Below are 23721 nucleotides of genomic sequence, written 5' to 3' on the forward strand. Positions count from 1 at the left end.
CAGTTCCCCTCAAACCGGCGCGTAAGCGATCCAGCGACCGTGGGCCATGATGAGGCACCACAGGATTACGATAAGCCAGGCGGTCATCTTGGTGCCGCCACCGGCATTCCATCCGGCGCCGCCGACTGTTGCCGCGCTACGCACCGATTTCTGGAAAGCCAGCGTGATGAACACGGTGACCAGAAGCAGGATCATTTTGACCCAGAACACGCCGTTAATCATGTTGCGCACAGGCTCAGCCCACAGCATCAGCATGCCGCTGGCGATGATCCACAACAGCCCCCACCAGATCCACGGCATGTAGCGCGCGGAAACCTCAGGCACGCTGCGCGACATGCCGGCCATGTTGCTGATCCGCAGCGTCAGCATCAGCGTGGCCGCGAAGGCTGCGCCGATCCCGATGATGTGCAGGACCTGCGCAATCGGCACGCCCCAGAAATTCGTGACCAGCACCTTGTTGAAGCCGGTCGTCTCGATCCAGAATGCCCAGTCCAGCAGGAACGTCGTTCGCAGCCATTCTGTCAGTCCGAAAAAGAAATCACCCATTCCCTCTTGTCCTTATTATTTCCCCGATCGGGCGCACAGATTGACCCTGTCCGGCCCGTTTACGCCTTGATCTCGCGCAAATCCGCTAGCGACCAAATGCCATTTCGCCAAGTGTAGGCGGGAGAATCGCGGAAAAGAAGGACGCGGGCGACGCCCGCTTAACCCCTGTTTTTTCGACACTTTACCCCGCCAAGCGCGCGCCTTTTCATAGACTTAGCGCCACCCGGCCCGATCCCCTCATCCCCCGGTATGACATCTGGGGGTGCGAGGCATTGTCAAAGCCATGCAGGATGTTTAGGACAGAATCAACAAGGGCGGTGCCGAACCACGGCGCCTTTCACTGATCTGGTGATTCGGGAGATATGGGAATGCGCGTTGGCAAGGCTTGCAAACTGGCCATTCTGCTTGCGTGTTCCACTGCCTGCAGCACAGTTGCCACGGCTCCGCTTGCCGCCAACGATCACGCCGGTGCGCGGCAGATGCCGGAAGGCGACTGGCAGACGATCCACCGCGATCCTGCCGCCACTCGCTATTCTCCTCTGGCCGATATCAACCGCGCCAACGTGGGAACGCTGAAGCAGGCCTGGGCCTATCGTTACAATGCTTTCAACCAAGCGGTTCCGCTGGTGATCGACGGCAAGATGTATTTCCCCGCGCAGAACCGCATCGTCGCGCTCGATGCTGCGACAGGCGAGGAAGTGTGGGTCCATACGCACGAATTTCCGGCAAGCGACCGGCCCGGGCCGCCACCCAGCTTTGCCGGTCGCGGCCTTGGCTACTGGCCCGGCGACAGCGATCACGGCCCGCGCTTGCTGGTGACGACCGGCGGCACGCTGATGGCGTTCGACATTGCGAACGGCGAAGTTATCGATTCCTTTGGCGATAACGGCGCGGTTACAATCGATCCCGGCTACACCGGCACGCCCACCATCACCGGCAACGTCGCCATTATCGGTGCGGCCAGCCTCGAAAACCCGCAGGGCAACGAAGGCAATCCGCGCGCTTTCAACGTGATTACCGGCGAGAAGCTGTGGGAATTCGACACCACGCCCGGTGAAGGCGAGCCTTTCCACGACACGTGGGGCGGCGGTGCAGAAGGGCGCGGCGGCACCAACATGTGGGGCTTTGCCGCGACCGTGGATGAAAGCACCGGCACTGCCTACCTGCCCATCGCGGGTCCTGCGCACAATTATTACGGCGGCGATCGCCCCGGCACCAACGTGTTCGGCAACTCCGTCGTCGCGGTGGATGTCGAGACCGGCGAATACAAGTGGCACTTCCAGACCGTTCACCACGACCTGTGGGACATCGACATGAGCCACGCCGGTCCGCTGATCCCGGTAACTGCGCCCGATGGCGAGGAGCACATGGCGCTCGCCAACGTCGGCAAGTCGTCGCTGTTCTTCGTGCTGGACGCCGAAGATGGCGAGCCCGTGCTGCCGGTGGAGGAGCGCCGCGTTCCTCCCGGTGACGTGCCGGGTGAATACTATCACCCGACGCAGCCCTTTCCCGTCGTCACTCCGCCGCTCAGCCGCGTGGAAATGACCTACCAGGACATCGTCGGGCCGGAAGACACCACGCCGGAACATTCGGAAGCCTGCTATGCCATGTGGGACCGCGCAGGTGGTTTCCTGAACCTCGGCCCCTACACGCCTTTCATGTTCCGCGCCGAAGGACAGCCGCCGCGTTCCACCATCCAGTTGCCCGGCGGCATCGGCGGTGTGAACTGGGGTGGCCCGGCTGCCGATCCCACCACCGGCATGATATATGTCAACGCGCTCGACACCTCACTGGTTGGCTGGGTGGAGAAGGTAGAAGGTGACGAGCCCTATTCCTTCGACACCAGCGCCGAAGGCCCGCTGCCCGAGTACGACCGCGCCAGCGTGGACGGCAAGGGGCCGTTCTTCACGTTCAGCGCCCCGCTTTCGGGCGAATACGACGACAACGGCCGTCCGGTCGGGCCAAGCCTGCCGTGCTACAAGCCGCCGTGGGCGCGCCTGACGGCTGTCAACGCGAACACCGGCGAGATCGCCTGGGCCGTGCCGCTTGGCCAGTACGACGAACTTCCCGAAGGCCGCCGCGTGCTGGGCAACGCCGGCAGCGCCGGACCCACGGTAACGGCAGGCGGACTGGTGTTCGTCGGTGCGACCAACGATCGCCGCTTCCGCGCTTTTGACGCAAATAGCGGAGAGCAGCTATGGGAAGCACAATTGCAAGGTAACGCCAACGCCAACCCGTTCTCGTATCGGGGAAGCGACGGCAGGCAATATGTCGCGATCAACGCCGGTGGGCAGATCGTGTCATTTGCCGTGGAACAATAACCTGGGCCATGAGCCCACAGTATCTAGCAAGGTCTTGAGGAGAGAATATGCGGGGTCTTAAACATCTGGCAGCTGTCGCGACGGCGGCTGTAGCTTTGGCAACACTGCCGGCAGCACCGGCAATGGCCGACAATCACGAATCTGCGGAAATGGATCGTATCGGCGACCATCCCAACCTGAACGGTGTGTGGCAGGTGATGAACTCTGCCAACTGGAACGTGGAGCCGCACTCCGCGGGCCCGAACCCGCTGGAAGCCGGTGACCGGCTGCTAGGCGCGATCGGTGCCGTTCCGGCCGGGCTCGGTGTCGTCGAAGGCGGTTCCATCCCCTACAACGAAGCCGCGCAGGAACGCCTGCAGTACAATCGCGACAACGTGATCAACTACGATCCCGAAGCTGCCTGCTACCTGCCGGGCATCCCCCGCGCGACCTACATGCCGCACCCCTTCCAGATCGTTCAGGGCGACGGCGACGATATCCTGATGGTCTACGAGTACGCCTCGGCCAACCGCGTAATCAACATGGAAGAAGTCGGCATTCCGCCGATCGATACCTGGATGGGCACCAGCTACGGCGAATGGGACGGCGATACGCTGGTCGTTACCACGCTGGCGCAGGGTCCGGGCCTGGTGAAGCTGCCCGCGGGCGAAATGGTCGAAGGCGTGACCTGGATCGACCGTGCCGGCAACTACATCACCAATAATGCCACCGTGACGGAGCGTTTCACGCTTCGCGAAGGCGGCAACCACATCGACTATCACGTCACCGTCGACGATCCCTCGATCCTGACGGAGCCGTACGAAATGGAGATGGTTCTCTATCGCCACGTCGAGGACCACGCGCAGCTTCTCGAGTTCAAGTGCGTGCCGTTTTCCGAGCGCCTGCTCTACGGTGACTTAATCGAAGAGTAATGTTGAGATTGCTATTCGGACAAAGTCAACGTAAACACTTGTCCGTCTGACAGCTTTCGAATGTGTTTAAACCAAGGAGTTCAACCATGCAGATGAAGAAGCTCAGCGCCGCCGCAATTGGCGCCGTGCTCGCTGTGACGGGCGTTGGTGCCTATGCGCACCACTCGTTCGCCACGGAGTTTGACCGCAACAAGCCGATCCGCCTCGAAGGCAAGGTCGTGATGTTCGAATGGGTCAACCCCCACAGCTGGATCCACATCGATGCAGAGCGCAATGGCCGTACCGAGCGCTGGCGTATCGAAGGCGGCGCACCGTCCGCGCTGCTGCGTCGTGGCTGGAACAGAAATTCGCTGCCCGCGGGCACCGACATCATCGTGGACGCCTTCCAGGCACGCGATGGCGACACCCGCGCCTCGGCAGCGGAAATCCGCTTCCCCAACGGCCGCGAACTCTCGCTCGGCAACCCGACCACGGAAGCCGTGGCAGCGGCACGCCGCCGCGCCCAGTAAGCGAAGGCAACACGAACAACGCGACGGGGGGCTCCGCAAGGAGGCCCCCGTTTTCGTATGTCCGGAATAAATTGGCGAGCGCGCTTCGCGATCAGGCCTTCAACGATGCCGGGGAGGTGGCATCGTAGTCGGAGATGTGTGGGATGGAGGTGTGTACGAGGCGGGAGGGGGAAGGAAAGAGGGCCTCGTGCATCCGACTACGATGCACTCCCCAGATAGACGGCCTGTTGGCAAATGAAATACGGGCTTTGGCCCCATGGCCCTTTGGCCATGCCCTCTGATTGGGTTCAGATACCCGCTTCGACAGCCAACCGGATCATCTCTGCAGAGCTTTGCGCGCCCAGCTTCTCCATGGCGATACCGCGGTGCATCTTGATGGTCTTTTCGGACAGTCCCAGTTCCCACGCGATCTGCTTGTTGCGAAGACCGCTGGCGACCATCTGCAGCACTTCCAGCTGGCGCTTGGAAAGTTCCTTGATCTTCTCGGCCGCCCGCACGCGGCGCGTCAGGCTGGGCCCTTGTGCGTCCTCGCACAGTTCCACTTGCGAGCCGAAGAAATATTCCAGCTCGCCCTCATCGTCGAACATCGGCGCGACGACCACGGCGTTGCGGAACGGGCTGCCGTCCTTCTTGTAGTTCAGGATTTCGACCATCACGGGCTTGCGCTCGCGCACGCCCTTACGAATGGATTCCGTCAGCCACGGCTCTGTCCCCGGCCCTGCCAGGAACCGGCAATTACGACCCAGGATTTCCTCGTCGCTGTATCCGGTCAGATCCCGGAACGCCTGGTTGCAGGCAATGATCGGGTTATCGGGCAAGCGAGGATCGCTGAGCACCGATGCGACCGGGTTGGTTTCTATCAGATCGGCGACCGCCGGATCGGAGAGTTGCATTGTCTTTCCCACCACCTCATCCTTCTAGCGCAGCAATGCACATATAGCAAAGTCAACGCGTTGACTTTGCCGGGGCAATAACCGCCAGCTCCCTCCACCGCTGGCAGAATGGCGATTATCGGCCCTTCACGCTACCGAAATCTTCAATTTAACGCCGGTTTGAGGCTCCGGCGATCAAGCGCATAAACTTACGAAACGAACAGCGCCGTGCGTGGGATGGATTTTTCCGGACGGAACACAGATGCGTTTCCTAACGGATTTTGTAACTCCCCAAACCTCTCGTTCTGTTGCACATTCGTCTCCGAGCGAGCCGAGCCGGAGAACCATGGAGCAATTGTCCGTCCTGTATGTCGAGGATGATCCGATCATCGCGAATGCCACGCGCGACGGTGCGCGCCCACACGGCGTAGATATCGAGCTTGCCGATACCGGGGAGAAAGGCCTGCACCGCGCGGGCTCGGACGAATTCGACGTCATCATCCTTGACCGGATGCTGCCCGACCTCGACGGGATCGAGATCGTCACGCGCCTGCGCGCCGCCGGGGTTAGCGTGCCGGTGCTGATGCTTTCCGCCCTCGGCCGGGCCGAGAACCGGATCCAGGGACTGGACGCGGGCGTGGACGATTACATGGCCAAGCCGTTCGAACCCGACGAACTGATCGCCCGCCTGCGCGCCCTGCACCGCCGGTCCACCAACCGCGAGGCGAGCGCGATGATCCTGTTCGGCGATTTCGAATGCCATGTGAAGGCGCGCACCGTTCACCGGGCCGGCCAGCACATCCCGCTGAGTCCAAAGGAATTCAATCTCTTCAAGTACCTGATCGAGAATGCCGGCGAGATCGTGACCAAGGACATGCTGCTGCGCAATGTGTGGAACCTGAACTTCGATCCCGAAACCAACGTTATCGAGGTCAACGTCAACCGGCTGCGCCGCAAGCTGGATGAGGGTTTCGATGTGCCCTGCCTCGAGACGGTGCGCGGGATGGGCTATCGCCTGACCGCCTGATGGACTCTCTGCTTTCCAACGAACGCGTTCCCTTCCTTCGTTCGCTTTCCGGCCGCTTCACGCTGGCGGCAGTCGTGCTGTCACTCGGCATCTTTGTCGCGCTTTTCCTTGCTACCGAATGGTATGTGCGCGGTGCATCCCGGCAGGCGCTGAGCGAGGCCGTGAACACCGACCTCGCCGGGCTCGCCGATATCTACGCGACTTCGGGCCGGGACGAACTGCTGGAGCGGATCGAGGACCGCCTGGCGATGGAGGCTTACGACCAGGCCGACAGGCACTATCTGCTGGCGGATGCCACCGGCCAGCGGATCGGCGGCGACATGGCTCGCTGGCCCAGCCTTTCGGCAGAGAATTCCGCCAGCGGAACGATCGCCTTGGAGGATGGCAGCGAAGCCTACGCTCGCGCAACGCAGCTGGACGCCGACTTGCGGATCGTGGTGGCTCACGAGGCGGGTAGCGAATCCGCCCTTCTGAGCAATGTGCGTAGCGTGTTCCTGGCGGGCCTCGCACTCGCCCTTCTCGCCCTGCTCCTGCTGGGCATCGTCGGCGCCCGCGCCCTGCGCCGCCGGGTAGACCATTTAAATCGGGCGTTCTCCGAGGTCGGGGACACTTCGGCCAATATCGACTTTCCGGGATCGTGCAGCACTGATGAACTGGGCCTGCTTGCCCGCAATGGCAGCGCCATGGCTCAGCGCATCGTCGGTCTGATCGCCGCGCATCGCCACATATCCGACCAGATCGCCCACGAGATGCGTACGCCGCTGATGCACCTCGACATGCGCTTGCGGCAGGCCATTTCGGAGACAGGCGATGCCGAAGTGCAGGCGACTCTCGCCCAGTCGCGCGAGGATATCCGCGGGGTGGCACGGATGCTGGATTCGCTGCTCGACATCGCATCCAGCGAGGCGCGGCGCAGCGACCGCTCGGGCTTCGAGAACGTGAACCTTTCTGCACTGCTGGGTGACCTCGCCGACCTGTTCGAGGAAAGTGGGGCTGAGGCGGAAATCGCATTCGAAGCACGGATCGCGGACGGCATCCTGTTCGATGGAGACAGAATGCAGCTGACGCGCATGGTCTCGAACCTGCTCGACAACGCTTTCAAGTTCACCCCGGCAGGCGGCTTCGTGGAGCTGGTGCTGGAGCCCGGCCCGGTCATCCGGGTTCGCGACAGCGGACCAGGTGTGCGCGATGAGGACAAGCCGCGCATCTTCGATCGTTTCGTGCGCAGCGACGGGCAGGCCAAGGGGCACGGCCTCGGCCTTGCGCTCGTGCGCGCCATCGCGCTGCGGCACGGTCTTAAAGTCGATTGCAGGGACGGCGATCCCGGTGCAGTGTTCGAAATAAGCAAGGGGGCAAGTTCTTGAAAAAGCTGGCGGCAATCGGCGCTCTCGTTCTGTTTCCCGGATGCGTTGCCATGGCGCAGCAAGCTGGCCCTGCCGCTCCGGCCGAAGCGGGGATAGAGCGCGTCGCGGAAACGCTGGTGCGGGGGCACAAGGCGCTGGCATCGAACGGCTCGGCTCAGGTTCTGGCAGATGCGTCCACCCGCTTGCAGGACCTTGGCGCAAAACCGGCTGACGATAACGAGGCCGACAGGGCGCGGGACTGGCTCGCCGAGGCGCGCAAACGTGGCCTGGAGACCGAGACTGCACCTTTCCGCGGGCGCGTGCTTGGCCCCGCCTACCGCTCCGGCTCCCTGGCACCGGGCGAGGCGAGCGAAACATCCCAGCTTTTTCTTGCAGGAGAACAGGCCGAAGTCGTCGCCATTCCGGTGGAAAGCACTACCTTGCAACTGGAGATCGTCGAAGGCGAAGGGCAGCGCAACTGCACCCCTCCCCCGACCTCGGCCCGGTCCGTCTGTCGCTGGATCCCGATATTCACCAGCCGTTACCAGATCCGCGTGCGCAACATCGGCGAGCGACCAAGCGCGTTCTACCTCGTCACCAACTGACACGCATCCTGCCAAAGCGCTAAAGAAGCCCGGCCAATCCGTACGGACCGGCCGGGCCAGTTCCCCCCGTTTCTCCCCCTTCCCCGGTTTTGCCACCGCAGGAAAGAGGAGGCGAGATCAATTCACCTGCTGGCTGAGGTAGGCTTCGAGCAGCGCCACCTGTTCGGGCGAGTACTGGATGCCCATGCCCGCAATCGCATCGATGCCCGGTGCCACCATACCCGCCGCTTCTGCTGAGGGAGAACCATCGACAGGCACTTCCCACCGCGCCCAGCCGCTGGCTTCGCCCGAAGTTTGGGCCGCATTCGCGCCTTCCTGCCCGAAGATCGCCAGGCCGGATGCGCCGATGGTACCGTTCGCCACGCTGGAATCGGTCACGTTCATGGCAAGCGCGACATAGTCGGCCCCGGCACCGTAGAGCGTGCCCGAAACATTGACGACACAAGTCGCGGCGCAGGCATTGCCCGTCGCCGTTACGGTGTTGGTGGTGCTGGCGAACACCCCTCCGAACGTCCAGCCGCCGCTGCCGATCGAGATGGCGAACTGGCTGGCGGACGGGTTGGCCGCGCCCCCGTTGGTGGAGACGGCCCAGCCCATGCCGCCGACTTCCATCGACAGGTCATAGCCGACGCCAAGCGAGGAGAAATCGATCGCGAGATCGCCTGTCAGCGTGCCGGGAGTGGAGCCGCGATTGTCGGTGGCAGATGTGCCGCCGATAAGTTCGTATGCGATGCTGCCCGCCGGCAGGTTCACAGTCGGCGTGCCGGCCATGACGTGATAGCCGCCATTCACGCCCACAACGCTGTCCACGTTGCCGACGATGGTACGCGTCTCGACCGTACCTCCGGTCCAGCGCGCCCACGCCACGTCGCCGAGGTCGGCTGCTTCAACGATACTGGCGGAGGCCACGTCGACCGTTCCGAGAATGGAAGTGAACTTCGTCAACTCGCCATCAACGAGATCGGCGCTGCCGCCGAACCCACTGGCGAAGGAACCCTCGAAATAGGTGTAGTAGACGACGCCGTCGCGCGTGCCCGTAAAGCCGCTCGCGCCTCCGCCGGCGCCACCGCCTAGGTCGATAGCATCGCCCGCCGCAAAGGCCGCCGTCCCGTCGATGAACTGGCTGGGCGTGCTGTTCGCGCGGATGGAATAGGCAAGGCCCATGTGGCTGGCACCTTCACCTGCAAGGAAACCCTCGACAAAGCCGGTGCACGTGCTGCCGCAGAAGGCCGACGCGGAGTCCACGAAAACGGCGTTATCGCTGCCAGTAAAGCCGTTGACCACACCAAGCGTGTGGAACATGCCGTCCAGTGGATTGATTGCCAGCGTGCTCTGCGCAGGGTCGGTCAGCTTGCCGGACGTGTAGAGGTTGAAGCTATCCGCACCGCTGATGATGTCGAGGTCCAGCGCCACGACTGGGCTCGCCCCGAACACCACGGCGGCTCCGCCGGAAACCGAACCGGTCGACGTGCTCTCGTCATGCCGCGTGGGGGTGGTGAAGCCGATAAGGTCGTAAGCCACCGCACCGCTGGCGGGCATGTTAGTGAGCGGAGCGCCCGCGATCACGTGATACCCCCCGTTCGCCCCTACCGGTTGCAGCGTCTGGTTATACCAATTGCCCCCGGGCGTCCCATCGCTCCACCGCGCCCATGACAGCGTGCCGTTGCCTTCGGAGCCGGTATCGGCCAGCACCATGTCGCCGCTGGTCAGCGCCTCGTTGGGATCCAGCGATGCCTCGTAGCCTACGGGAATGCCATCGGCGTTGTAGGTCACATCGCTCAACGTATGCACATCGTCGCCAATCAGCTTGTTGGCAAAGGCAATGGACTGGTTTGGCAAGGTAACGCTCGTCGCCGCAGGAGGCGTTCCCAGGCCTGCAACCGGCGTACCGTCGGTTCCGAATACGGCTACGCCCTGCACGGCGTTGTTCGCTTCGCGATCGAAGACGTTGTATGTGAAACCCGCGTTCGATGCGCCAATGCCGAACAGGCCGCCGAACACCTGCGCCTGACAATATCCGGTGCAGGTTGTGGCCGTCAGATTCGTGATGGCGAGGCTCTGGTTCTCGAACTGTCCATTGGCATCGACGCCCATACCGCCTTCGAGCGGATTGGCCGCGCCGCCGGGCGTCTGCACCCGGTATCCCTCTGTGCCTGTCAGCACGTCGAAATTCACGCCCACCAGCGGTGCCGCGCCGCCGAAGGCAACGCCAAGTTCGCCCGTGAAATAGGCCGTGCTGCCAGCGATGTCGCGGCGGTCGGTCGGCGCGGTTCCGCCGATCAGGGAATAGGACACGATGCCGCTCGTCGGCATGTTGATCGCAGGCGTGCCGACCAGCAAGTGTTCGCTGACGTTGCTGCCGCTGGGCCCGCTGCCGACGTAGTATCTGCTCCATGCGACGGCGTTACCGATGCGGCCGAATTCGCGCAGGTCCGCGGCTCGTGCCGAGTAGTCGAACACCTGGTTGCCCGCCGTGCTGTTCAGACTGACGCGCGTGATTCTCCCGTCGGCAGTGATCTGCGCATCGCTCGTCGAGTTGATGCGCAAGGCATCCGTGCCAAAGACCCAGGCATTGATCCCGCCCAGTTCAGGCGCGCTGCCGTTGGGCAGGCCGGCAAACTGGTCGGCTATTCCGCCCGCCGCCAGGTAGGCGAGGAACGTGTTGAAGAAGGTCAACTGCTCGCCGCTGTAGGTCGCGGTGAGAATGTCTGCATCGGCCAGCGCGGCGAGATATGCCTTGATCTGGTCCGCCGTCAGCAGGGCATAGCCTGACGGCAGGCCGCCGCTAAGAAGGTAGGCATAGAACGCATCGATCGCGGCAAGGTAATCGACATAGACTGGAAGGCCCGCGAAATCCGCGGGATCGCCGCCTGCCGACAGGAAAGCAAAATACCGGGTGTAGAAAGCTCCCAGATCGCCAAGCTGCGTTGCCAGCCCGCCGGCAGACGCCAGCGCCGCGAGGTAATCCTCGATCTGCTGCGCGGTCAGCACCGTGTAGTCACCCGGCAGGCCGCCATTGTCGAGAAAGGCGTAATAGGCCTGCAAGGCGCTGACATAGTCGGCGTAGATCGGCAGGCCAGCGAACTGGTCCGCATCGCCGCCGTTCGCGAGGTAGGCGAAGTAGCCACTCAGCAGATCGGCATTCGCACCCAACAGGCTGGCAAGCTGTCCGGACTGTTGCAGCGCCGCGAGATAGTTCGCCAGCACGTCCAGATCGGTGGCGCTGAAATCGCTGGGCAACCCGCCGTTCGCCAGGAACGTGGCGTAGGCGTTCAGCGCATCGGCAAATACCGGCAGGTTGAGTACAGGAAGGCCCGTGTAGATGTCGGGATTGCCGCCGCTCGCCAGGAATTCGGTATAGCCTGCGTAGAACGTGGCCAGGTCGGGCAGGAACGCCCCTGTCGCGCCCGCCGCCTGAAGCGCGGCGACATAGGCCGCGATCTGTTCCTGCGTCAGCGCCTCGTAAGCGCTCGGCACGCCGCCCGTCAGCAGGTAGTCATAGTAGACCTGAAGCTGGGTGGCATAGCTAGCAAAGATATTGGCATTCAACCCGGCAAAAGCATCGGGATCTCCGCCGCTCTGCACGAAGGCGAGGTAGCGGGCGAAGAAATCCGCCTGCGCTCCGGGCAGCGTATCGAACAGACCGGCAGCCTGAAGCGCTTCGAGATATGCCTGCAGCGTTTCCGCGTCCTGCGCGGCGAAGTCGCTCGGCAGGTTGCCCGCTGCAAGATAAGCGAAATAGGCATCGAGAGCGGCCCGGTAATCCCCCACGAAGCCGAGGCCGCCGTTGGCCAGATAGGCGGCGAGCAGCGCGCGGTTCGCTTCCGAAAGCTGCACCAGCAGGCCACTGTCGTTCAAAAACGCGATGTAATCGTTCACCAGCTGCGCCGAATCGCCACTGAAGTCTGAGGGATCACCGCCGCCGCGAACGAAGGCGAAATAAGCTTCCACCAGGGTCGTGAACTGGCGGGTGAAGCCATCCACGTCGCCGCCCCCCGCCAGGAATGCGAGGTAAGCATCGACCAGCGCCCGGTCCCGCGCAGCTAGTCCGCCCAGGGCACCAAGGCGCGACTGGTAAGCGAGGAAGGCGTTGATATCATTCACGTTCGCGGCATCGAACCCGGAAGGCAGCGCGCCGCTGCGCAGCAGGTCGAGGTATTGCGTAACGAACCCTGCATAGGCGGTGAGGAACTCGGCACCCGAACCACCATCGGCAAGGTAGCCGATGTAGGCGCGGATAATGTCTGCTTGGGCCTGTGGGAACGGCGTGCCGCCATAAGCGCGCTCGAGCCGCCCAGCCGCCGCCACCAGCAGCGCCAGATCGCCGCTGGGAAATTTTTCCAGGCGGGGATTGGCCGCAGCCGCTTCCACCCGGCGTGCTGCACCCAGGATATCGCTGGATGCGCCAGCCGCCGCCAGTGCATCGCCGAGCGAAACCGGAAGGCCGTTCTCCGCTGCTGCTACCGGGCCGCCCCGATCCATACGTGCCACCGCAGTACGCTGGGCCGATGGCGTAGCTTGGGCGCCGTTCGACACCACTTGCCGCAGGCCGCTGCGTCCCGAACTCGCCCAGTGGGCGCCTACCCGAAAAGCGCGCTCGTTACGCCCGCGCGTCACGGTGACGAGCCCGGTCAGCGTCTGGCCCCTGCCCTGCCCATTTGCGTCAACGCTGAAACTGCCCGCGCTACCGGCGCCGGAAACGCGCGCCTGCGTTCCATCGGGCATGCGGATCACACCCGCTGTGCCTTGCGCGCCTGCCACGGTGACGGAGCCTGAATGCAGGTCCACCGCGCCATCGGCATCAATGGTGTACTCGGCGCTATCGACAAACGACAGCATCACGCCGTTCAGCAGGCGAAGCTGGGTCACGCCGCTGGACTGCGCCATGCGCTGGCCCACGCTGACGCTGCCTGTGCCATTGTCGCTGAAGATAACGTCCTGCGCGCTGGCCGGCGATGCAGAAAGTGCGAGGCCCGATACGGAAAGCAGTAGCGCGGCAAAACGGTTGCCGGCGGGACGATTGGTGATCTTGGTGCTGGTCATGTGAAGTCTCCCGGTCGGCATCAGAATTCGAAACGCAGGCCGGCAGAGGCGGTCCAGCGGTCATAATCGTAGATTGCGATGTTGCTCCAGTTGCGGGTGTATGTGACCCGCGGCTGGAGGAAGATGCTGCCCGTCAGCGCGAACTTGATGCCGCCCTGAAGGTCGAGGCGCTCGTCGGAACGCTCGGTTAGGAACAGCGGATCGGGCGCATCATAGCGGCGCAGGTCGAAGGCCCCGCCCGCCACCAGCGCGAAACGTTCGCCCAACGGCAGTTCCGCGCCGAGCGAGGCGGTGGCGAACCAGTTGGAGAAATGGTCGCCCGCCACGCGGCGCGTTTCCTCGATGCCGCCCTGCACGCTGGCAGACAGATTCTGCGTGACATACCCCACGCCGAAGGCGGCGCGATCTGCATCCAGCAGCGGCTGACCGGCGTAGTTCAGGCGATTGTACTGCGCGGAAACGGTCAGCGCCTGCCCGCGCCCGGTCATGTGCGTGTATTGCGCGATGGCGCCCACGCTGTCGCGATAGCCGGCCCAATCCAGCGCAAAGACCTGGGCCTGCGCGCTGATCGAGATCACGTCCCGATTGGCGAAGGAGTGGGCATAGCCCGCCGTGCCGGTAAGGCTTTCCTGGCTGAAAGCGGATACGTCGAAGTTCTCGCGCGCGCTGCCCAGCAGGCTGGCGAACACCCTATCCTGCCGTCCAAGGGCGTGGACACCGGAAATCCCGGCGCTGATCTCCACGAATTCATCGTCCTGCGCCCGCGCCCCCGCGCCCAATGTGCCGGGGCCAAGAAAGCTGAACAGCGGAATCGTGAGCGTCGTCAGGTCCGTTGCAGCATTGACGTTGCTGTCATGCCCCACGCGCGCATCCACGAAACCGCTGACATAACTGCCGCCGCCGGAAATCTGTTCGTCGAACTGGCGAACGAAGCCGGTGAAACGCTGGCGTACCGGGTCCGGCAGGCTGGGATCGTCGACGACAGTCGCGAATTCCTCGCGAGCGGTGTCGATATCGCCTGCCATCGCATAGGCGCGGGCCAGTTCGGCGCGGGCTGAGGCATTGTCCGGTTGTACGGCCAGCACGCGCTGGAGGGCGATAATCGCTTCGCCGTAGCGCCCCGTGTCAATGGCGGCGATGGCCAGCGCATAGTCGAAGTCCGGGTCGCCTGCGCGGGTGCCCGTCTGGGTGGAAAGCTGGGCAAAGTCCCGTTCCGCGTTAGCATCATCCGATTGTGCAACGGCAGGTGAGGCAAGCGCGATCAGCATCGCCGTCGCAGCTCCCGCACCTTCGCGGAACCCGAGTAATCTGTACATCTAAATGCCCCCAAGCATTGGATAGTTTCGCCAATTCGGGGAGCGGTATTATAATCCAGCGCGTGATCTGAATGACAATTGCGTTAGGTAGATTACAAATGCCGTAAGGCAGTTATTGAGCCGCTATTCGGCGACCCAATCCTTGCGCAGGGCCGGCCCCGCGAAAGTCATCAGCAAGGCCGCAATGCCATAAAGGCCAAGCGCATAGAGCATGGAATAGCGCAGTGCCTCCTCGGCGTAGATCGGAGTGAGGAAATCCGACAGCGCCCCCAAAGCGTAGATGCCGCCGCCAAGGCCGATCAGGTTATTGATGAGCAGAAACAGCGCCGATGCCGTCGAGCGGGCGGCGGGCACGACAAGATGCTGTACGGCGGAGAGAACCGGGCCGAGCCAGATGTAGGCCAGCGCCTGCGGTAACAGGAACAGGATAAAGGCCAGTTTCCAGTCGCTGCTGGTGATGCCCGCTGCAAACAGCGGCGCACCCAGGAAAAATGCCAGCCCCGGAAGCCATGCGTAATAGGCCCGGTCACGCCCGCCCAGGCGGTCTGCCAGCAGCCCCCCTGCCATTACGCCGACCACACCGCCGATGAGCAGGACCGCACCGAAGAACTGCGACGCCTGCACGAGGTCGAAGCCGAAGCTGCGGATCAGCAGGCTCGGCAACCAGAAGGCGATGCCGTAGCCCAGCATGGACGACATTGCCGCCCCGAAGGAGAGGAACCAGAAGCTTTTCTTGCGCGCGAGAATTCCGGCAGTTTCCTTCAGGGATTGCGTTTCGGGCAGCGGCGCGGGATTGTCCGCCGCTACCTTGGGCTTGGCCTTGTCGCGCACGAGCAATTTGAAGATCGGCACGATGATCACCCCTGCGAGGCCCACCGCGAAAAACGCCGCACGCCAGTCCACCGTCGCGGCGATGTAGCCGCCCATCAGCACGCCCAGGCCGGAGCCGATGGGAATGCCCAGCGAATAGATCGAGAGCGCCGTCGCCCGCTGCGAACTGGGGAAGTAGTCGCCGATCAGCGCGTAGGACGGGGCGACCCCGCCCGCTTCCCCGATGCCCACGCCGAGGCGGGCGAGGAAGATGTGCCAGAAATTTTGCGCCAGTCCGCACAGCGCGGTGAAGCCGCTCCACGCGGCGAGCGAGACTGCGATCACCCAACTGCGGCTGGTCCTATCCGCCAGCGCCGCCAGCGGAACGGCCATGGTGGAATACAGCAAGGCGAACGACAATCCGCCCAGCAGCCCCATTTCGCCGTCGCTGAGATCGAGGTCCGCCTGGATAGGTGCGGCGAGGATGGAGAGGATCTGCCGGTCGACGAAATTGAAGATGTAGACCACCAGCAGCATGGCCAGCACCACATTGCGGTTCGGGTCAGGCTTGCTGGCGGTCTGGGTGCTCAATTTACATGCTCTTCTAGAAATTCGGTAATTGCGGATAGCGCTGCGGGCTCGTCCAGCATGGGCGCGTGCCCTCGATCAGGCACGTCCACGTGCGTGAATGGTCCGGCGTGACGCAGTTCCATCTCGCGCACTGTATCCAGCGTCAACAGGTCCGTCAGGGCGCCGCGAAGGACCAACACGGGGGTATTGCCAAGCGCTTTCCACAAAGGCCACATGTCGGGCTGAGGTTCGTCGCTGATGTCGGCAAAGCCATCCGCGATGGCAGGATCGTAGGCAAAGGCTATGCGCCCATCGGGAAGCTCGCGGCACGTGCGCCGCGCCCATGCCTGCCAGTCCGCCTGCGAGTAACCAGGAAAGGCATCGCTGTTGATGCTGGCGCAGGCCTTTGCAGCAGCCTCCCAATCCGCAAAGGGCTCCCCTCCACCGACGTAACCGCCGATCCGGGCAAGTCCTGCCGGGTCCAGCACAGGGCCGATATCGTTGAACACGATTGCGGGAAAATATCCCGGCTTCATCGCGTTCATCACCATGGCCATGAGGCCGCCCATCGAAGTGCCGATAAGGCCAGGACCTTCGATGCCAAGGCTCTCCAGGAGAGCGAACATGTCCTTCGCATAGACATCGGGCCGATAGTTCGCCGCAACGGGATCGTCCTGCGACAGCCCCCGTCCCCGCTGGTCCGGCACGATCAGCCGGTACTTGCCCGCAAGGTGCTGCGCCAGCGGTTCGAAATCGCCGCTGTTGCGGGTGAGCCCGTGCATAAGCAGCAGGGGCGGGCCGTCAGCGGGGTAATCGCGTGCGAACAGCTCCAGCTGCCCGCACGCGCTTTTGTAACGGTGTTCGCGATATTCCATCATCGAGTGTTCCGTCCGCGAGGCGCGGATCAGAATTCGATAGTGGCGGTTACGTAGACCTGGCGCGGGTTCCCGTAAAATGCGGTCAGCGCCCCTTCAGTGCCAAGCGACGGGGTCGGGAAGCCATCATCGTTCAGCGGGATCTCCCCGGTTGCCGGATCGGCCACCACGAAGGTGTAACCCGAAGTCTTGTATTCCTTGTCGGTCAGGTTGCGTCCGTAGAGGCCGAGGCTGAACCCGCCGTCGGCACTGGTCCAGACGATGCTGGCATCGACAAGCGCATAGCCCGACTGATCGAGGAACGGGTTGGGGACTTCGAACTGCGAAGTCTCGCTGCGGTAGGACACGGTCGAACCGAGGTAGAGATCGCCGCTGCCGACAGGCGTAGTGTAGCCCAGCGTTGCGCTGCCGCTCCATTCAGGGGTGTTCTGCACTTCCCGGAAATCGGAAACGTCGGTTGGCTGCCCACCGATCAGCGTCACGAACTCGGTGTATTCGGCATCGATCCAGCCAAGCGAACCGGACAGGCGAAGCTCGTCGCCGGCAGTCGCCAGGTCACGGCCGAGGCGGGCATTGGTTTCGAATTCGATACCCTTGATCTCCGCCGCACCCGCATTGGTCACGACGCCGCAGAACGTGGCGATCCCCCCGACATTACAGGCGGCCGAGCCGGGGATCTGCACATCGGTGTAATCGGCATAGAAAGCGGCAAGAGCGACATAGACCGCATCGTCCAGCAGGCTGCCCTTGTAGCCCACTTCGTAGCTGTCGACCGATTCAGGTGCGAAAGTAAGGAAGTCCGTGATTTCCGCGTCGGTGGGCATTCCCGGCGTCGCGGCAGGTGCGTTCACACCCACGCCGCGCGGATCGAAACCGCCACCCTTGAAGCCTTGCGAATAGCTGGCGTAAAGGTTGTGGTCCGGTGTCGGCTGGAAGCTGATCGAGGCACGCGGCGTGAACTTATCGAAGTCCGCTGTGCCCTGGAAATCCGTACCCGGAGCTCCGAACGGAATTCCCGCGCCGCCGAAGACCGGCGAGCCGCCGCCGAGGTAATTCTGGCGCAGGATATCTGCCGTGCGTTCGTCCCACGTGTAGCGGCCACCGAGCGACAGGCTGAGCCGGTCGGTCAAATCGTAGGTGAAGTCGCCAAAGACAGCGAAAGTTTCCGTGTCGACGTTCGCCTCTGTGAAGGCCGTGAAGCCGGCGAAGGTGGTGAACAGGCGGACGTCGAACTGCGTATCGGCCGTGGCGTTGAGGTAGTAACCGCCCAGCAGGCCAGTGAAGCGACCGCCGTCATCCCACAAAAGCTGCACTTCCTGGCTCACCTGCGAATTTCGGTAGTAGGCCGGGACATCGAAGCTAACAGCGGGCAGAGCGTCGAAGTCGATCGGCGAGGCGCTGTCGTCCTTGCGGTAGGCGGTGATGGAACGCAGGGTCAGCGCTTCGGTCAGATCGAAGCGCGCATTGAGGGCCACACCGATGGCTTCCACGTCCTGTTCGGGATCAGTCAGGCCGCCACGCGTGTCGTAGACATCATCGAGCACCGGCGCGCCGGAGGTTGCCCCCGGGATCAGGCGGTGGCCGCCGCGCGCGTTGGACTCGTCCTTGGTGTAATCACCAGAGAAGCGGATGAAGTAGGGCTCGCCGTTGCCGCCCACTTCGATGGTGCCCCGCGCTGCCCAGATATCCTTGTTGTAGTTTTCCTCTCCCGTGGTGAGGTTTTCGCCAAAGCCGTCGCGCGTCAGCCGCGCAACCGAACCGCCGACACGCACCAGGTCGGTGATCGGGGTGGAAGCGGTGACGACGCCCTCGAGACGACCGTAGGTGCCGGCCGTGGCGCGCAGGCGCAGGCTGGTTTCGTCTGGCAATTCACGGGTGACGTACTTCACCGCGCCGCCGATGGTGTTGCGACCGTAAAGCGTGCCCTGCGGCCCGCGCAGGACTTCGATACGCTCCACATCATAGATGTCGAGAACGGCGGCCTGCGGGCGATTCAGGTAAACGTCGTCGAGGTAGATGCCGACACCCTGCTCGAAGCCGGAGACAGGGTCCTGCTGGCCGATGCCGCGGATGAATGCGGACAGGGTGGAGTTGGTGCCACGCGATTCCTCAAGAGTGGTGTTGGGCGTGACCTGCGCGATATCTGTGATGTCTACGGAGCCGCGCTGCTGCAGTTCTTCCGCGCCAAAGCTGGAAACGGCCACCGGCACGTCAACCAGCCGCTCTTCACGGCGGCGCGCGGTAACGATGATCGTGCCGCCCTGCGCCTCTTCAGCCTGCGGCAGCGGATCGCCCGCCTCCTGCGCGTGGGCGGGCATGGCGAATGCACCCAGGACGAGCGCAGTAGCGGCGGATTGCCAGAGAATGGCTTTCGACATCGGTATTCTCCCAAGAACGATTCTTATCCCCGCATCTGATATTGAAACATGAACCACCTTTCAACTTTTAGTTTTTGCGCTTCCGCCGGAAAGCGGTTAGCCATTGCAAAATGGCAACATCGCAGTCCCGCTCACCCGATAGCGAACCCAAGGTTCCACGCACCGAACGCGGGCGGCAGACGCTGCGCAAGCTACTGGATGCGGCGGCCAAGGAATTTGGGGAAAAGGGTTTTCACGAGGCGTCGATCAGCGGGATAACCCGCCGCGCCGGAACCGCGCTGGGCAGCTTCTACACCTACTTCGACAGCAAGGACGAAATCTTCCGCGCGCTGGTGAAGGACATGAGCGGACAGGTCGCTGCGCAGGCGGGCAAGGCCGTAACGCCCGACCTCGCCGGATTTGACATCGAACGCGCCGCACTGCGCGCATTCCTGGAATTCGCGCGCGACAACAAGGAAATCTACCGGATCATCGACGAAGCGGAGTTCGTCGACCCCGCCAGCTTCCGCGAGCACTACGAGACCACGGCCAAGCGCATTCTCGAACGATTGCAGAAAGGCGAGGCCGCGCGCGAGTTTGCACCCGGCATGGACGAGGCACATGCCTGGGCTATCATGGGAATGAACGTGTTCCTCGGCCTTCGCTACTCCGTCTGGGGCGAAGGGGACGAGCCGGACCGGATCGCGGATGTCGCCAACGCCATGCTTCGCGACGGTATCGCCAGCCGGTAAGGGGCGCGATCAGTCTCCATCATATTCGATGGCGGCGGACGACGCCCCGCTCATGATGAAGCCGACGGGCCGCTCCGCCTCCTCGGTCAGGTGGCCGATCAGGCTGCCGGTCCGCGACAGCAGGCCGATGCCTTTCAGCGCTGAGAGCGGCCAGCCGATATCGAGCAGGATGGCGGGAATCGGACCGTTGACGTTCACCGCCAGTTCGCGGCCGATGGTTTCCGGCAAGGCAGCGTGGATTGCGCGCATCATGGCGACGTGCTCTCCGCTGACTCCGCGCGCGTCGGCCAGTTCCAGCAGTTTCAGCGCGCGCGGATCACCTTCAACGTGCTGCCAGTGGCCGAAGCCCGGCACGGCCTTGGTGTGCTCCCGCCAGCGGTGAATGTTGCGTACCGCCACGTCTGCCACCGGATCGCCGCTCGCGCGCTGGTCCTCCACGCATTCAGCATAGAACCGCCCGGCGATCTCCGCACTGCCGAGCGCCACTGAACCGCAGCCGAGGATGCCCGCCGCCACCGCGCCCTGCACCGCTTCCGGTGCGGCGGCCAGCGTCATGCGCGCGGCGACGACGGAAGGGACCATGCCGTGCTCCGCCAGGGCGACCAGCGTCGCATTAAGGAAAAAGCTCTGGTTCTCGTCAGGCTCCTGTCCCGTCACCAGCAGCCAGAAATAGCTGGAGAAATCGAACTTTCCCATCAGGTCCTCGCACAGGTCCCGTCCGCGCACGGTTATGGAGTCCGCGTCGGAGGTGCAGATAGCCGAGTATCCTGTGTCCTGCTTGCTGGTGCGCAAAGTCCCTCTCCTTGATTCTATCCGGTTGCGGCGCTTGCCACCTGCCTATAGCGATAGGCCGCAGAGGCAAGGGAGAGACACATTGGCCAGACCTCTCGAAGGCATCCGCGTGCTCGACATGGGCACGTTCATCACCGGCCCTGCGGCGGGCATGTTGCTGGCGGACCTTGGTGCCGAAGTCATCAAGGTGGAAATGCCCGAAACGGGCGACCCTTTCCGGGCTTTCAAGGGCGATCTCTATTCACCGCATTACCAGACCTACAACCGCAACAAGAAGTCGATCGAGCTCAACACCAAGGCCAATCCGGAAGACCTCGACGCGCTGGACGAGCTGGTGAAGACCGCCGACGTGTTCATCCAGAACTTCCGCCCCGGCGTGGCAGAGCGCCTGCACGTGGGAGCCGAGCGTTTGCAGGACATCAACCCGCGCCTCGTCTATGCCGACATCTCCGGTTTCGGGAACGACGGCCCGTGGAAGGATCGCCCCGCTTTCGACACCGTCAGCCAGGCCGCCAGCGGCTTTCTGCGGCTGCTGGTAAACCCCGACAATCCGCGCGTCGTTGGCCCCGCCATCGGCGATGCGGTGACGGGCTTCTACACCGCTTACGGCATCCTTGCCGCCCTCTACGAGCGAGAGAAGACCGGCAAGGGTCGCCGGGTGGAAACCTCGATGTTCGAGGCTATGGCGCATTTCAATCTCGACGATTTCACCCATTATCTCAGCGCTAACGAAGTGATGGGCCCATGGAGCCGCCCGCATGTTTCGCAAAGCTACGTCTTCCAGTGCGAGGACGGCGGCTGGGTTGCGCTTCACATGTCGAGCCCGCCCAAGTTCTGGGAGAACCTCGCCACTGCGGTCGGCCAACCGGACATGCTCCAGCGCCCCGAATTCGAAAGCCGCCCTGCCCGCATCGAGAATTACGAGAAGGTGGTGGCCTTCCTCGCCCCGATAATCGCCACGAAGCCGCGCGCCTATTGGGAGGAGCGGCTGAGCACGCTCGAGGTGCCGCACTCTGCTGTTTACACATCGAAGCAGGTGGTGGAAGGCGAACTGGCGCAGCACCACAGGCTGGTGATCGAGGGCGAAGGGGAGCGCGGCACGTTCCGCACCATCCGCAATCCCATCCGGTTCGATGGAGAGATCGAGGACAGCGTCAGCCCACCACCGGAACTGGGCCAGCACAACAAGGAAATCCTCAGCCGATAGGGGGCTGCCAGCGCGCATTTGCGCCTGCCGCTCTGTTTGATAAAGTCCGGAATCAAGAGCCGCGAGAGCCGGCCACCACGGGAGACTATCGATGGGGAAACTGCCAAGCCGTCTGCACCACACCGCCTATGTCACGGACGATCTGGAAGCAACGCGTGCGTTCTACGAAGACGTGATCGGCCTGCCCCTGTCGGCCTGCTGGACAGAGGTCGATCACTTGTTCGGCAAGGATCGCACCTACTGCCACCTGTTCTTCAACCTGGCCGATGGCAGCTCGCTGGCGTTCTTCTCCTTCGCCGATCCGGAAGACCAGGCGGAGTTCGGCCCCGAACTCGCCCCCTCCCCCTTCCGCCACATCGCGCTAAAAGTGGACGAGGAGACACAGGCCGAGATAGAGGAACGTATCGCCAGGGCCGGGATCGAACCACCCAAGACCTATGCGCTGGAGCACGGCTATTGCCGAAGCGTCTATGTCGAAGATCCAAACGGCATGATCGTGGAATTCTGCCGCGACGATCCGCGTGCTGCCGACGGTGCGGAGGAGCGCAAGGCGAAAGCCCACGCCGAGCTGGAACGCTGGCTGGCGGGCGATTACAGTAACAACAACAACTTCCGCCACGACGAAGCCGCAGCCTGATGCTGCTTCCCACATCGCTGGTCGGCTCCTACTCGCAGCCCGACTGGCGCATTGACCGCGTGAAGCTGGCTCACCGCTTCACGCCCCGCACACGCGCGATTGAACTGTGGAAGGTACAGCCGGACCTCCTACAGCAGGCTTGGGACGATGCCGGTGCCGCTCACGCTCACCTCGCGTGAGCTGTCGAACATCGACATGGAATGGTGCGCTGCAACGGTTCCCGCGCCCAATGGCACAAGCATGGCCGCCGCAGCAGCCAGAGCGATACGCATAGTCCTTCTCCCAAACAGTATTCTCTGTCTGGAAGGGATCATGCCACCACATGGGCCGCAGGTCACGGCCCTTTGCGAGGGCCCTATTTCAGCGTCTGGATGATGGAAGAGAAGTCGCGCCCGCCGTTGCCGTCTGCATCGAACTCTTCGTAAAGCTCGCTCGCACGGCGGCCCATTTTCGTGTCGACACCGGCGGTTTCCGCCGCAGCCATGGCCAGCTTCAGGTCCTTCAACATCAGGCCCGTCGCAAAGCCGCCCTGGTAATCGTTGTCGGCAGGCGACTTCGGCCCTACTCCCGGAACCGGGCAATAGCTCGTCATGGACCAGCACTGGCCGGAGGAGACGCTGGAAATGTCGTAGAAGGTCTGTGGGTCCAGCCCCAGCTTCTGCGCCATGGCAAAGGCCTCGCAGGTGCCGATCATTTGCACGGCCAGCAGCATGTTGTTGCAGATCTTGGCGGCCTGTCCGTTGCCGGCCTGTCCGGCGTGAATCACCGCCTTGCCCATGCCTTCCAGCACCGGCTTCGCCTTGGCGAAAGCTTCATTGCTGCCGCCAACCATGAAGGTGAGCGTGCCCGCCTCTGCCGCCGCGATCCCGCCGGAAACCGGCGCATCGACCATGGCATAACCCGCGGCCTCCGCAGCCTCAGCCACTTCGCGCGCGGTGGCGACGTCTATGGTGGAGCAATCGAGGAACACCGCGCCCTGCGGCGCCTTGCCGATCACGTCGCTGGTGTAGACCGATTTCACGATCTCGCCGTTCGGCAGCATGGAAACAACCGCGTCCACGCCCTCGCAGGCTTCGGACGCGGAGGTGAAGGTCTCGCAGCCATGCTCTTTCGCGGCGGCCAGCGCCTGTTCGCTGAGGTCGAAGGCACGAACGTCGTGCCCCGCCTTCACGAGGTTCGCGGCCATGCCGCCGCCCATGTTGCCAAGGCCAATGAATGCGATTTTCAT

19 protein-coding genes are annotated in these 23721 nt (G+C 63.3%); 9 read left to right on the top strand and 10 right to left on the bottom strand.

The genetic code is table 11. From position 1 onward, the window contains the following. Positions 1-9: 9 nt before the first annotated feature. Positions 10-546, bottom strand: a complete 537-nt coding sequence (locus D4Q51_RS05630) for a hypothetical protein (protein ID WP_120076758.1) — start codon at positions 544-546, stop codon at positions 10-12. A gap of 368 nt (positions 547-914) precedes the next feature. Between D4Q51_RS05630 and D4Q51_RS05635 the strand changes: the two genes are divergently transcribed. The 3 genes from D4Q51_RS05635 to D4Q51_RS05645 all read left to right on the top strand — a co-directional run bounded on the left by D4Q51_RS05635 (position 915) and on the right by D4Q51_RS05645 (position 4287). Then, a complete protein-coding gene (locus D4Q51_RS05635) occupies positions 915-2867 on the top strand; it encodes an outer membrane protein assembly factor BamB family protein (RefSeq protein ID WP_162925166.1) in 1953 nt (650 codons plus the stop codon). 122 nt (positions 2868-2989) lie between these two features. Further along, positions 2990-3778: a hypothetical protein gene (locus D4Q51_RS05640; RefSeq protein ID WP_120076760.1), complete on the top strand. Its 789-nt coding sequence runs from the start codon at positions 2990-2992 to the stop codon at positions 3776-3778. An 86-nt stretch (positions 3779-3864) separates the two neighbouring features. Continuing rightward, on the top strand, positions 3865-4287 hold the full coding sequence (locus D4Q51_RS05645; RefSeq protein ID WP_120076761.1) for a DUF6152 family protein: 423 nt from the start codon (positions 3865-3867) through the stop codon (positions 4285-4287). A gap of 287 nt (positions 4288-4574) precedes the next feature. On the opposite strand, the gene D4Q51_RS05650 is transcribed toward D4Q51_RS05645, so the two are convergent. Beyond that, positions 4575-5180 carry a LuxR C-terminal-related transcriptional regulator gene (locus D4Q51_RS05650; protein ID WP_120076762.1) on the bottom strand — a complete coding sequence of 202 codons (606 nt, stop codon included), beginning with the start codon at positions 5178-5180 and terminating at the stop codon, positions 4575-4577. Between the two features lie 325 nt (positions 5181-5505). Between D4Q51_RS05650 and D4Q51_RS05655 the strand changes: the two genes are divergently transcribed. Genes D4Q51_RS05655 through D4Q51_RS05665 form a run of 3 tightly spaced genes read left to right on the top strand, consistent with a single transcriptional unit; the run spans position 5506 to position 8134 of the window. Further along, entirely contained in the window at positions 5506-6186 is a 681-nt protein-coding gene (locus tag D4Q51_RS05655) for a response regulator transcription factor (protein WP_120076763.1), read from the top strand. Next, the gene (locus D4Q51_RS05660; RefSeq protein ID WP_120076764.1) at positions 6186-7550 is read left to right on the top strand and encodes a sensor histidine kinase; all 1365 of its coding nucleotides are present in this window, start codon (positions 6186-6188) and stop codon (positions 7548-7550) included. Before D4Q51_RS05655 ends, D4Q51_RS05660 begins: the two co-directional genes overlap by 1 nt. Further along, complete coding sequence (locus D4Q51_RS05665) at positions 7547-8134, top strand: hypothetical protein (protein ID WP_120076765.1); 588 nt, start codon at positions 7547-7549, stop codon at positions 8132-8134. The genes D4Q51_RS05660 and D4Q51_RS05665 overlap by 4 nt, the downstream gene beginning before the upstream one ends. 117 nt (positions 8135-8251) lie before the next feature. Here D4Q51_RS05665 and D4Q51_RS05670 read toward each other — a convergent pair whose 3' ends face one another. The 5 genes from D4Q51_RS05670 to D4Q51_RS05690 all read right to left on the bottom strand — a co-directional run bounded on the left by D4Q51_RS05670 (position 8252) and on the right by D4Q51_RS05690 (position 19126). Beyond that, positions 8252-13177, bottom strand: coding sequence for a hypothetical protein (locus D4Q51_RS05670; RefSeq protein ID WP_120076766.1), 4926 nt, complete (start codon positions 13175-13177; stop codon positions 8252-8254). A gap of 20 nt (positions 13178-13197) precedes the next feature. Next, positions 13198-14493, bottom strand: a complete 1296-nt coding sequence (locus tag D4Q51_RS05675; RefSeq protein ID WP_240624581.1) for a tetratricopeptide repeat protein — start codon at positions 14491-14493, stop codon at positions 13198-13200. Positions 14494-14616: 123 nt separating this feature from the next. Beyond that, positions 14617-15840 carry a spinster family MFS transporter gene (locus tag D4Q51_RS05680; RefSeq protein WP_120076805.1) on the bottom strand — a complete coding sequence of 408 codons (1224 nt, stop codon included), beginning with the start codon at positions 15838-15840 and terminating at the stop codon, positions 14617-14619. 50 nt (positions 15841-15890) lie between these two features. Further along, complete coding sequence (locus tag D4Q51_RS05685; RefSeq protein ID WP_338068454.1) at positions 15891-16751, bottom strand: alpha/beta fold hydrolase; 861 nt, start codon at positions 16749-16751, stop codon at positions 15891-15893. 26 nt (positions 16752-16777) lie between these two features. Beyond that, positions 16778-19126 carry a TonB-dependent receptor gene (locus D4Q51_RS05690; protein ID WP_120076768.1) on the bottom strand — a complete coding sequence of 783 codons (2349 nt, stop codon included), beginning with the start codon at positions 19124-19126 and terminating at the stop codon, positions 16778-16780. Between the two features lie 110 nt (positions 19127-19236). On the opposite strand from D4Q51_RS05690, the gene D4Q51_RS05695 reads away from it, so the two are divergent. Further along, positions 19237-19857 carry a TetR/AcrR family transcriptional regulator gene (locus tag D4Q51_RS05695; RefSeq protein ID WP_120076769.1) on the top strand — a complete coding sequence of 207 codons (621 nt, stop codon included), beginning with the start codon at positions 19237-19239 and terminating at the stop codon, positions 19855-19857. 9 nt (positions 19858-19866) lie between these two features. Here the strand turns inward: D4Q51_RS05695 and D4Q51_RS05700 are convergent, their stop codons facing one another. Further along, positions 19867-20649 (bottom strand): citryl-CoA lyase, encoded by a 783-nt coding sequence (locus tag D4Q51_RS05700; protein WP_120076770.1) that lies wholly within the window; start codon positions 20647-20649, stop codon positions 19867-19869. An 82-nt stretch (positions 20650-20731) separates the two neighbouring features. Here D4Q51_RS05700 and D4Q51_RS05705 point away from each other — a divergent pair, with 82 nt between their 5' ends. Together D4Q51_RS05705 and D4Q51_RS05710 are read left to right on the top strand one after the other, a co-directional pair. After that, positions 20732-21856, top strand: coding sequence for a CaiB/BaiF CoA transferase family protein (locus D4Q51_RS05705; RefSeq protein WP_120076771.1), 1125 nt, complete (start codon positions 20732-20734; stop codon positions 21854-21856). 91 nt (positions 21857-21947) lie between these two features. Then, positions 21948-22493, top strand: a complete 546-nt coding sequence (locus D4Q51_RS05710; RefSeq protein ID WP_120076772.1) for a VOC family protein — start codon at positions 21948-21950, stop codon at positions 22491-22493. Between the two features lie 128 nt (positions 22494-22621). Here the strand turns inward: D4Q51_RS05710 and D4Q51_RS15655 are convergent, their stop codons facing one another. Together D4Q51_RS15655 and mmsB are read right to left on the bottom strand one after the other, a co-directional pair. Continuing rightward, a complete protein-coding gene (locus D4Q51_RS15655; RefSeq protein WP_162925167.1) occupies positions 22622-22765 on the bottom strand; it encodes a hypothetical protein in 144 nt (47 codons plus the stop codon). Between the two features lie 83 nt (positions 22766-22848). Then, positions 22849-23721, bottom strand: an 873-nt coding sequence (gene mmsB / locus D4Q51_RS05720) for a 3-hydroxyisobutyrate dehydrogenase (RefSeq protein WP_120076773.1), incomplete at its 5' end; no start/stop codon positions are given.

The organism is Aurantiacibacter odishensis (assembly GCF_003605195.1).
GTDB lineage: Bacteria > Pseudomonadota > Alphaproteobacteria > Sphingomonadales > Sphingomonadaceae > Alteraurantiacibacter > Alteraurantiacibacter odishensis.

Excerpts from the sequence above, each read along its gene's own strand:
- D4Q51_RS05630 (WP_120076758.1), bottom strand. The coding sequence starts at position 546 with ATGGGTGATTTCTTTTTCGGACTGACAGAATGGCTGCGAACGACGTTC.
- D4Q51_RS05635 (WP_162925166.1), top strand. The coding sequence starts at position 915 with ATGCGCGTTGGCAAGGCTTGCAAACTGGCCATTCTGCTTGCGTGTTCC.
- D4Q51_RS05640 (WP_120076760.1), top strand. The coding sequence starts at position 2,990 with ATGGCCGACAATCACGAATCTGCGGAAATGGATCGTATCGGCGACCAT.
- D4Q51_RS05645 (WP_120076761.1), top strand. The coding sequence starts at position 3,865 with ATGCAGATGAAGAAGCTCAGCGCCGCCGCAATTGGCGCCGTGCTCGCT.
- D4Q51_RS05650 (WP_120076762.1), bottom strand. The coding sequence starts at position 5,180 with ATGCAACTCTCCGATCCGGCGGTCGCCGATCTGATAGAAACCAACCCG.
- D4Q51_RS05655 (WP_120076763.1), top strand. The coding sequence starts at position 5,506 with ATGGAGCAATTGTCCGTCCTGTATGTCGAGGATGATCCGATCATCGCG.
- D4Q51_RS05660 (WP_120076764.1), top strand. The coding sequence starts at position 6,186 with ATGGACTCTCTGCTTTCCAACGAACGCGTTCCCTTCCTTCGTTCGCTT.
- D4Q51_RS05670 (WP_120076766.1), bottom strand. The coding sequence starts at position 13,177 with ATGACCAGCACCAAGATCACCAATCGTCCCGCCGGCAACCGTTTTGCC.
- D4Q51_RS05675 (WP_240624581.1), bottom strand. The coding sequence starts at position 14,493 with ATGTACAGATTACTCGGGTTCCGCGAAGGTGCGGGAGCTGCGACGGCG.
- D4Q51_RS05680 (WP_120076805.1), bottom strand. The coding sequence starts at position 15,840 with ATGCTGCTGGTGGTCTACATCTTCAATTTCGTCGACCGGCAGATCCTC.
- D4Q51_RS05685 (WP_338068454.1), bottom strand. The coding sequence starts at position 16,751 with ATGATGGAATATCGCGAACACCGTTACAAAAGCGCGTGCGGGCAGCTG.
- D4Q51_RS05690 (WP_120076768.1), bottom strand. The coding sequence starts at position 19,126 with ATGTCGAAAGCCATTCTCTGGCAATCCGCCGCTACTGCGCTCGTCCTG.
- D4Q51_RS05695 (WP_120076769.1), top strand. The coding sequence starts at position 19,237 with ATGGCAACATCGCAGTCCCGCTCACCCGATAGCGAACCCAAGGTTCCA.
- D4Q51_RS05710 (WP_120076772.1), top strand. The coding sequence starts at position 21,948 with ATGGGGAAACTGCCAAGCCGTCTGCACCACACCGCCTATGTCACGGAC.
- D4Q51_RS15655 (WP_162925167.1), bottom strand. The coding sequence starts at position 22,765 with ATGCGTATCGCTCTGGCTGCTGCGGCGGCCATGCTTGTGCCATTGGGC.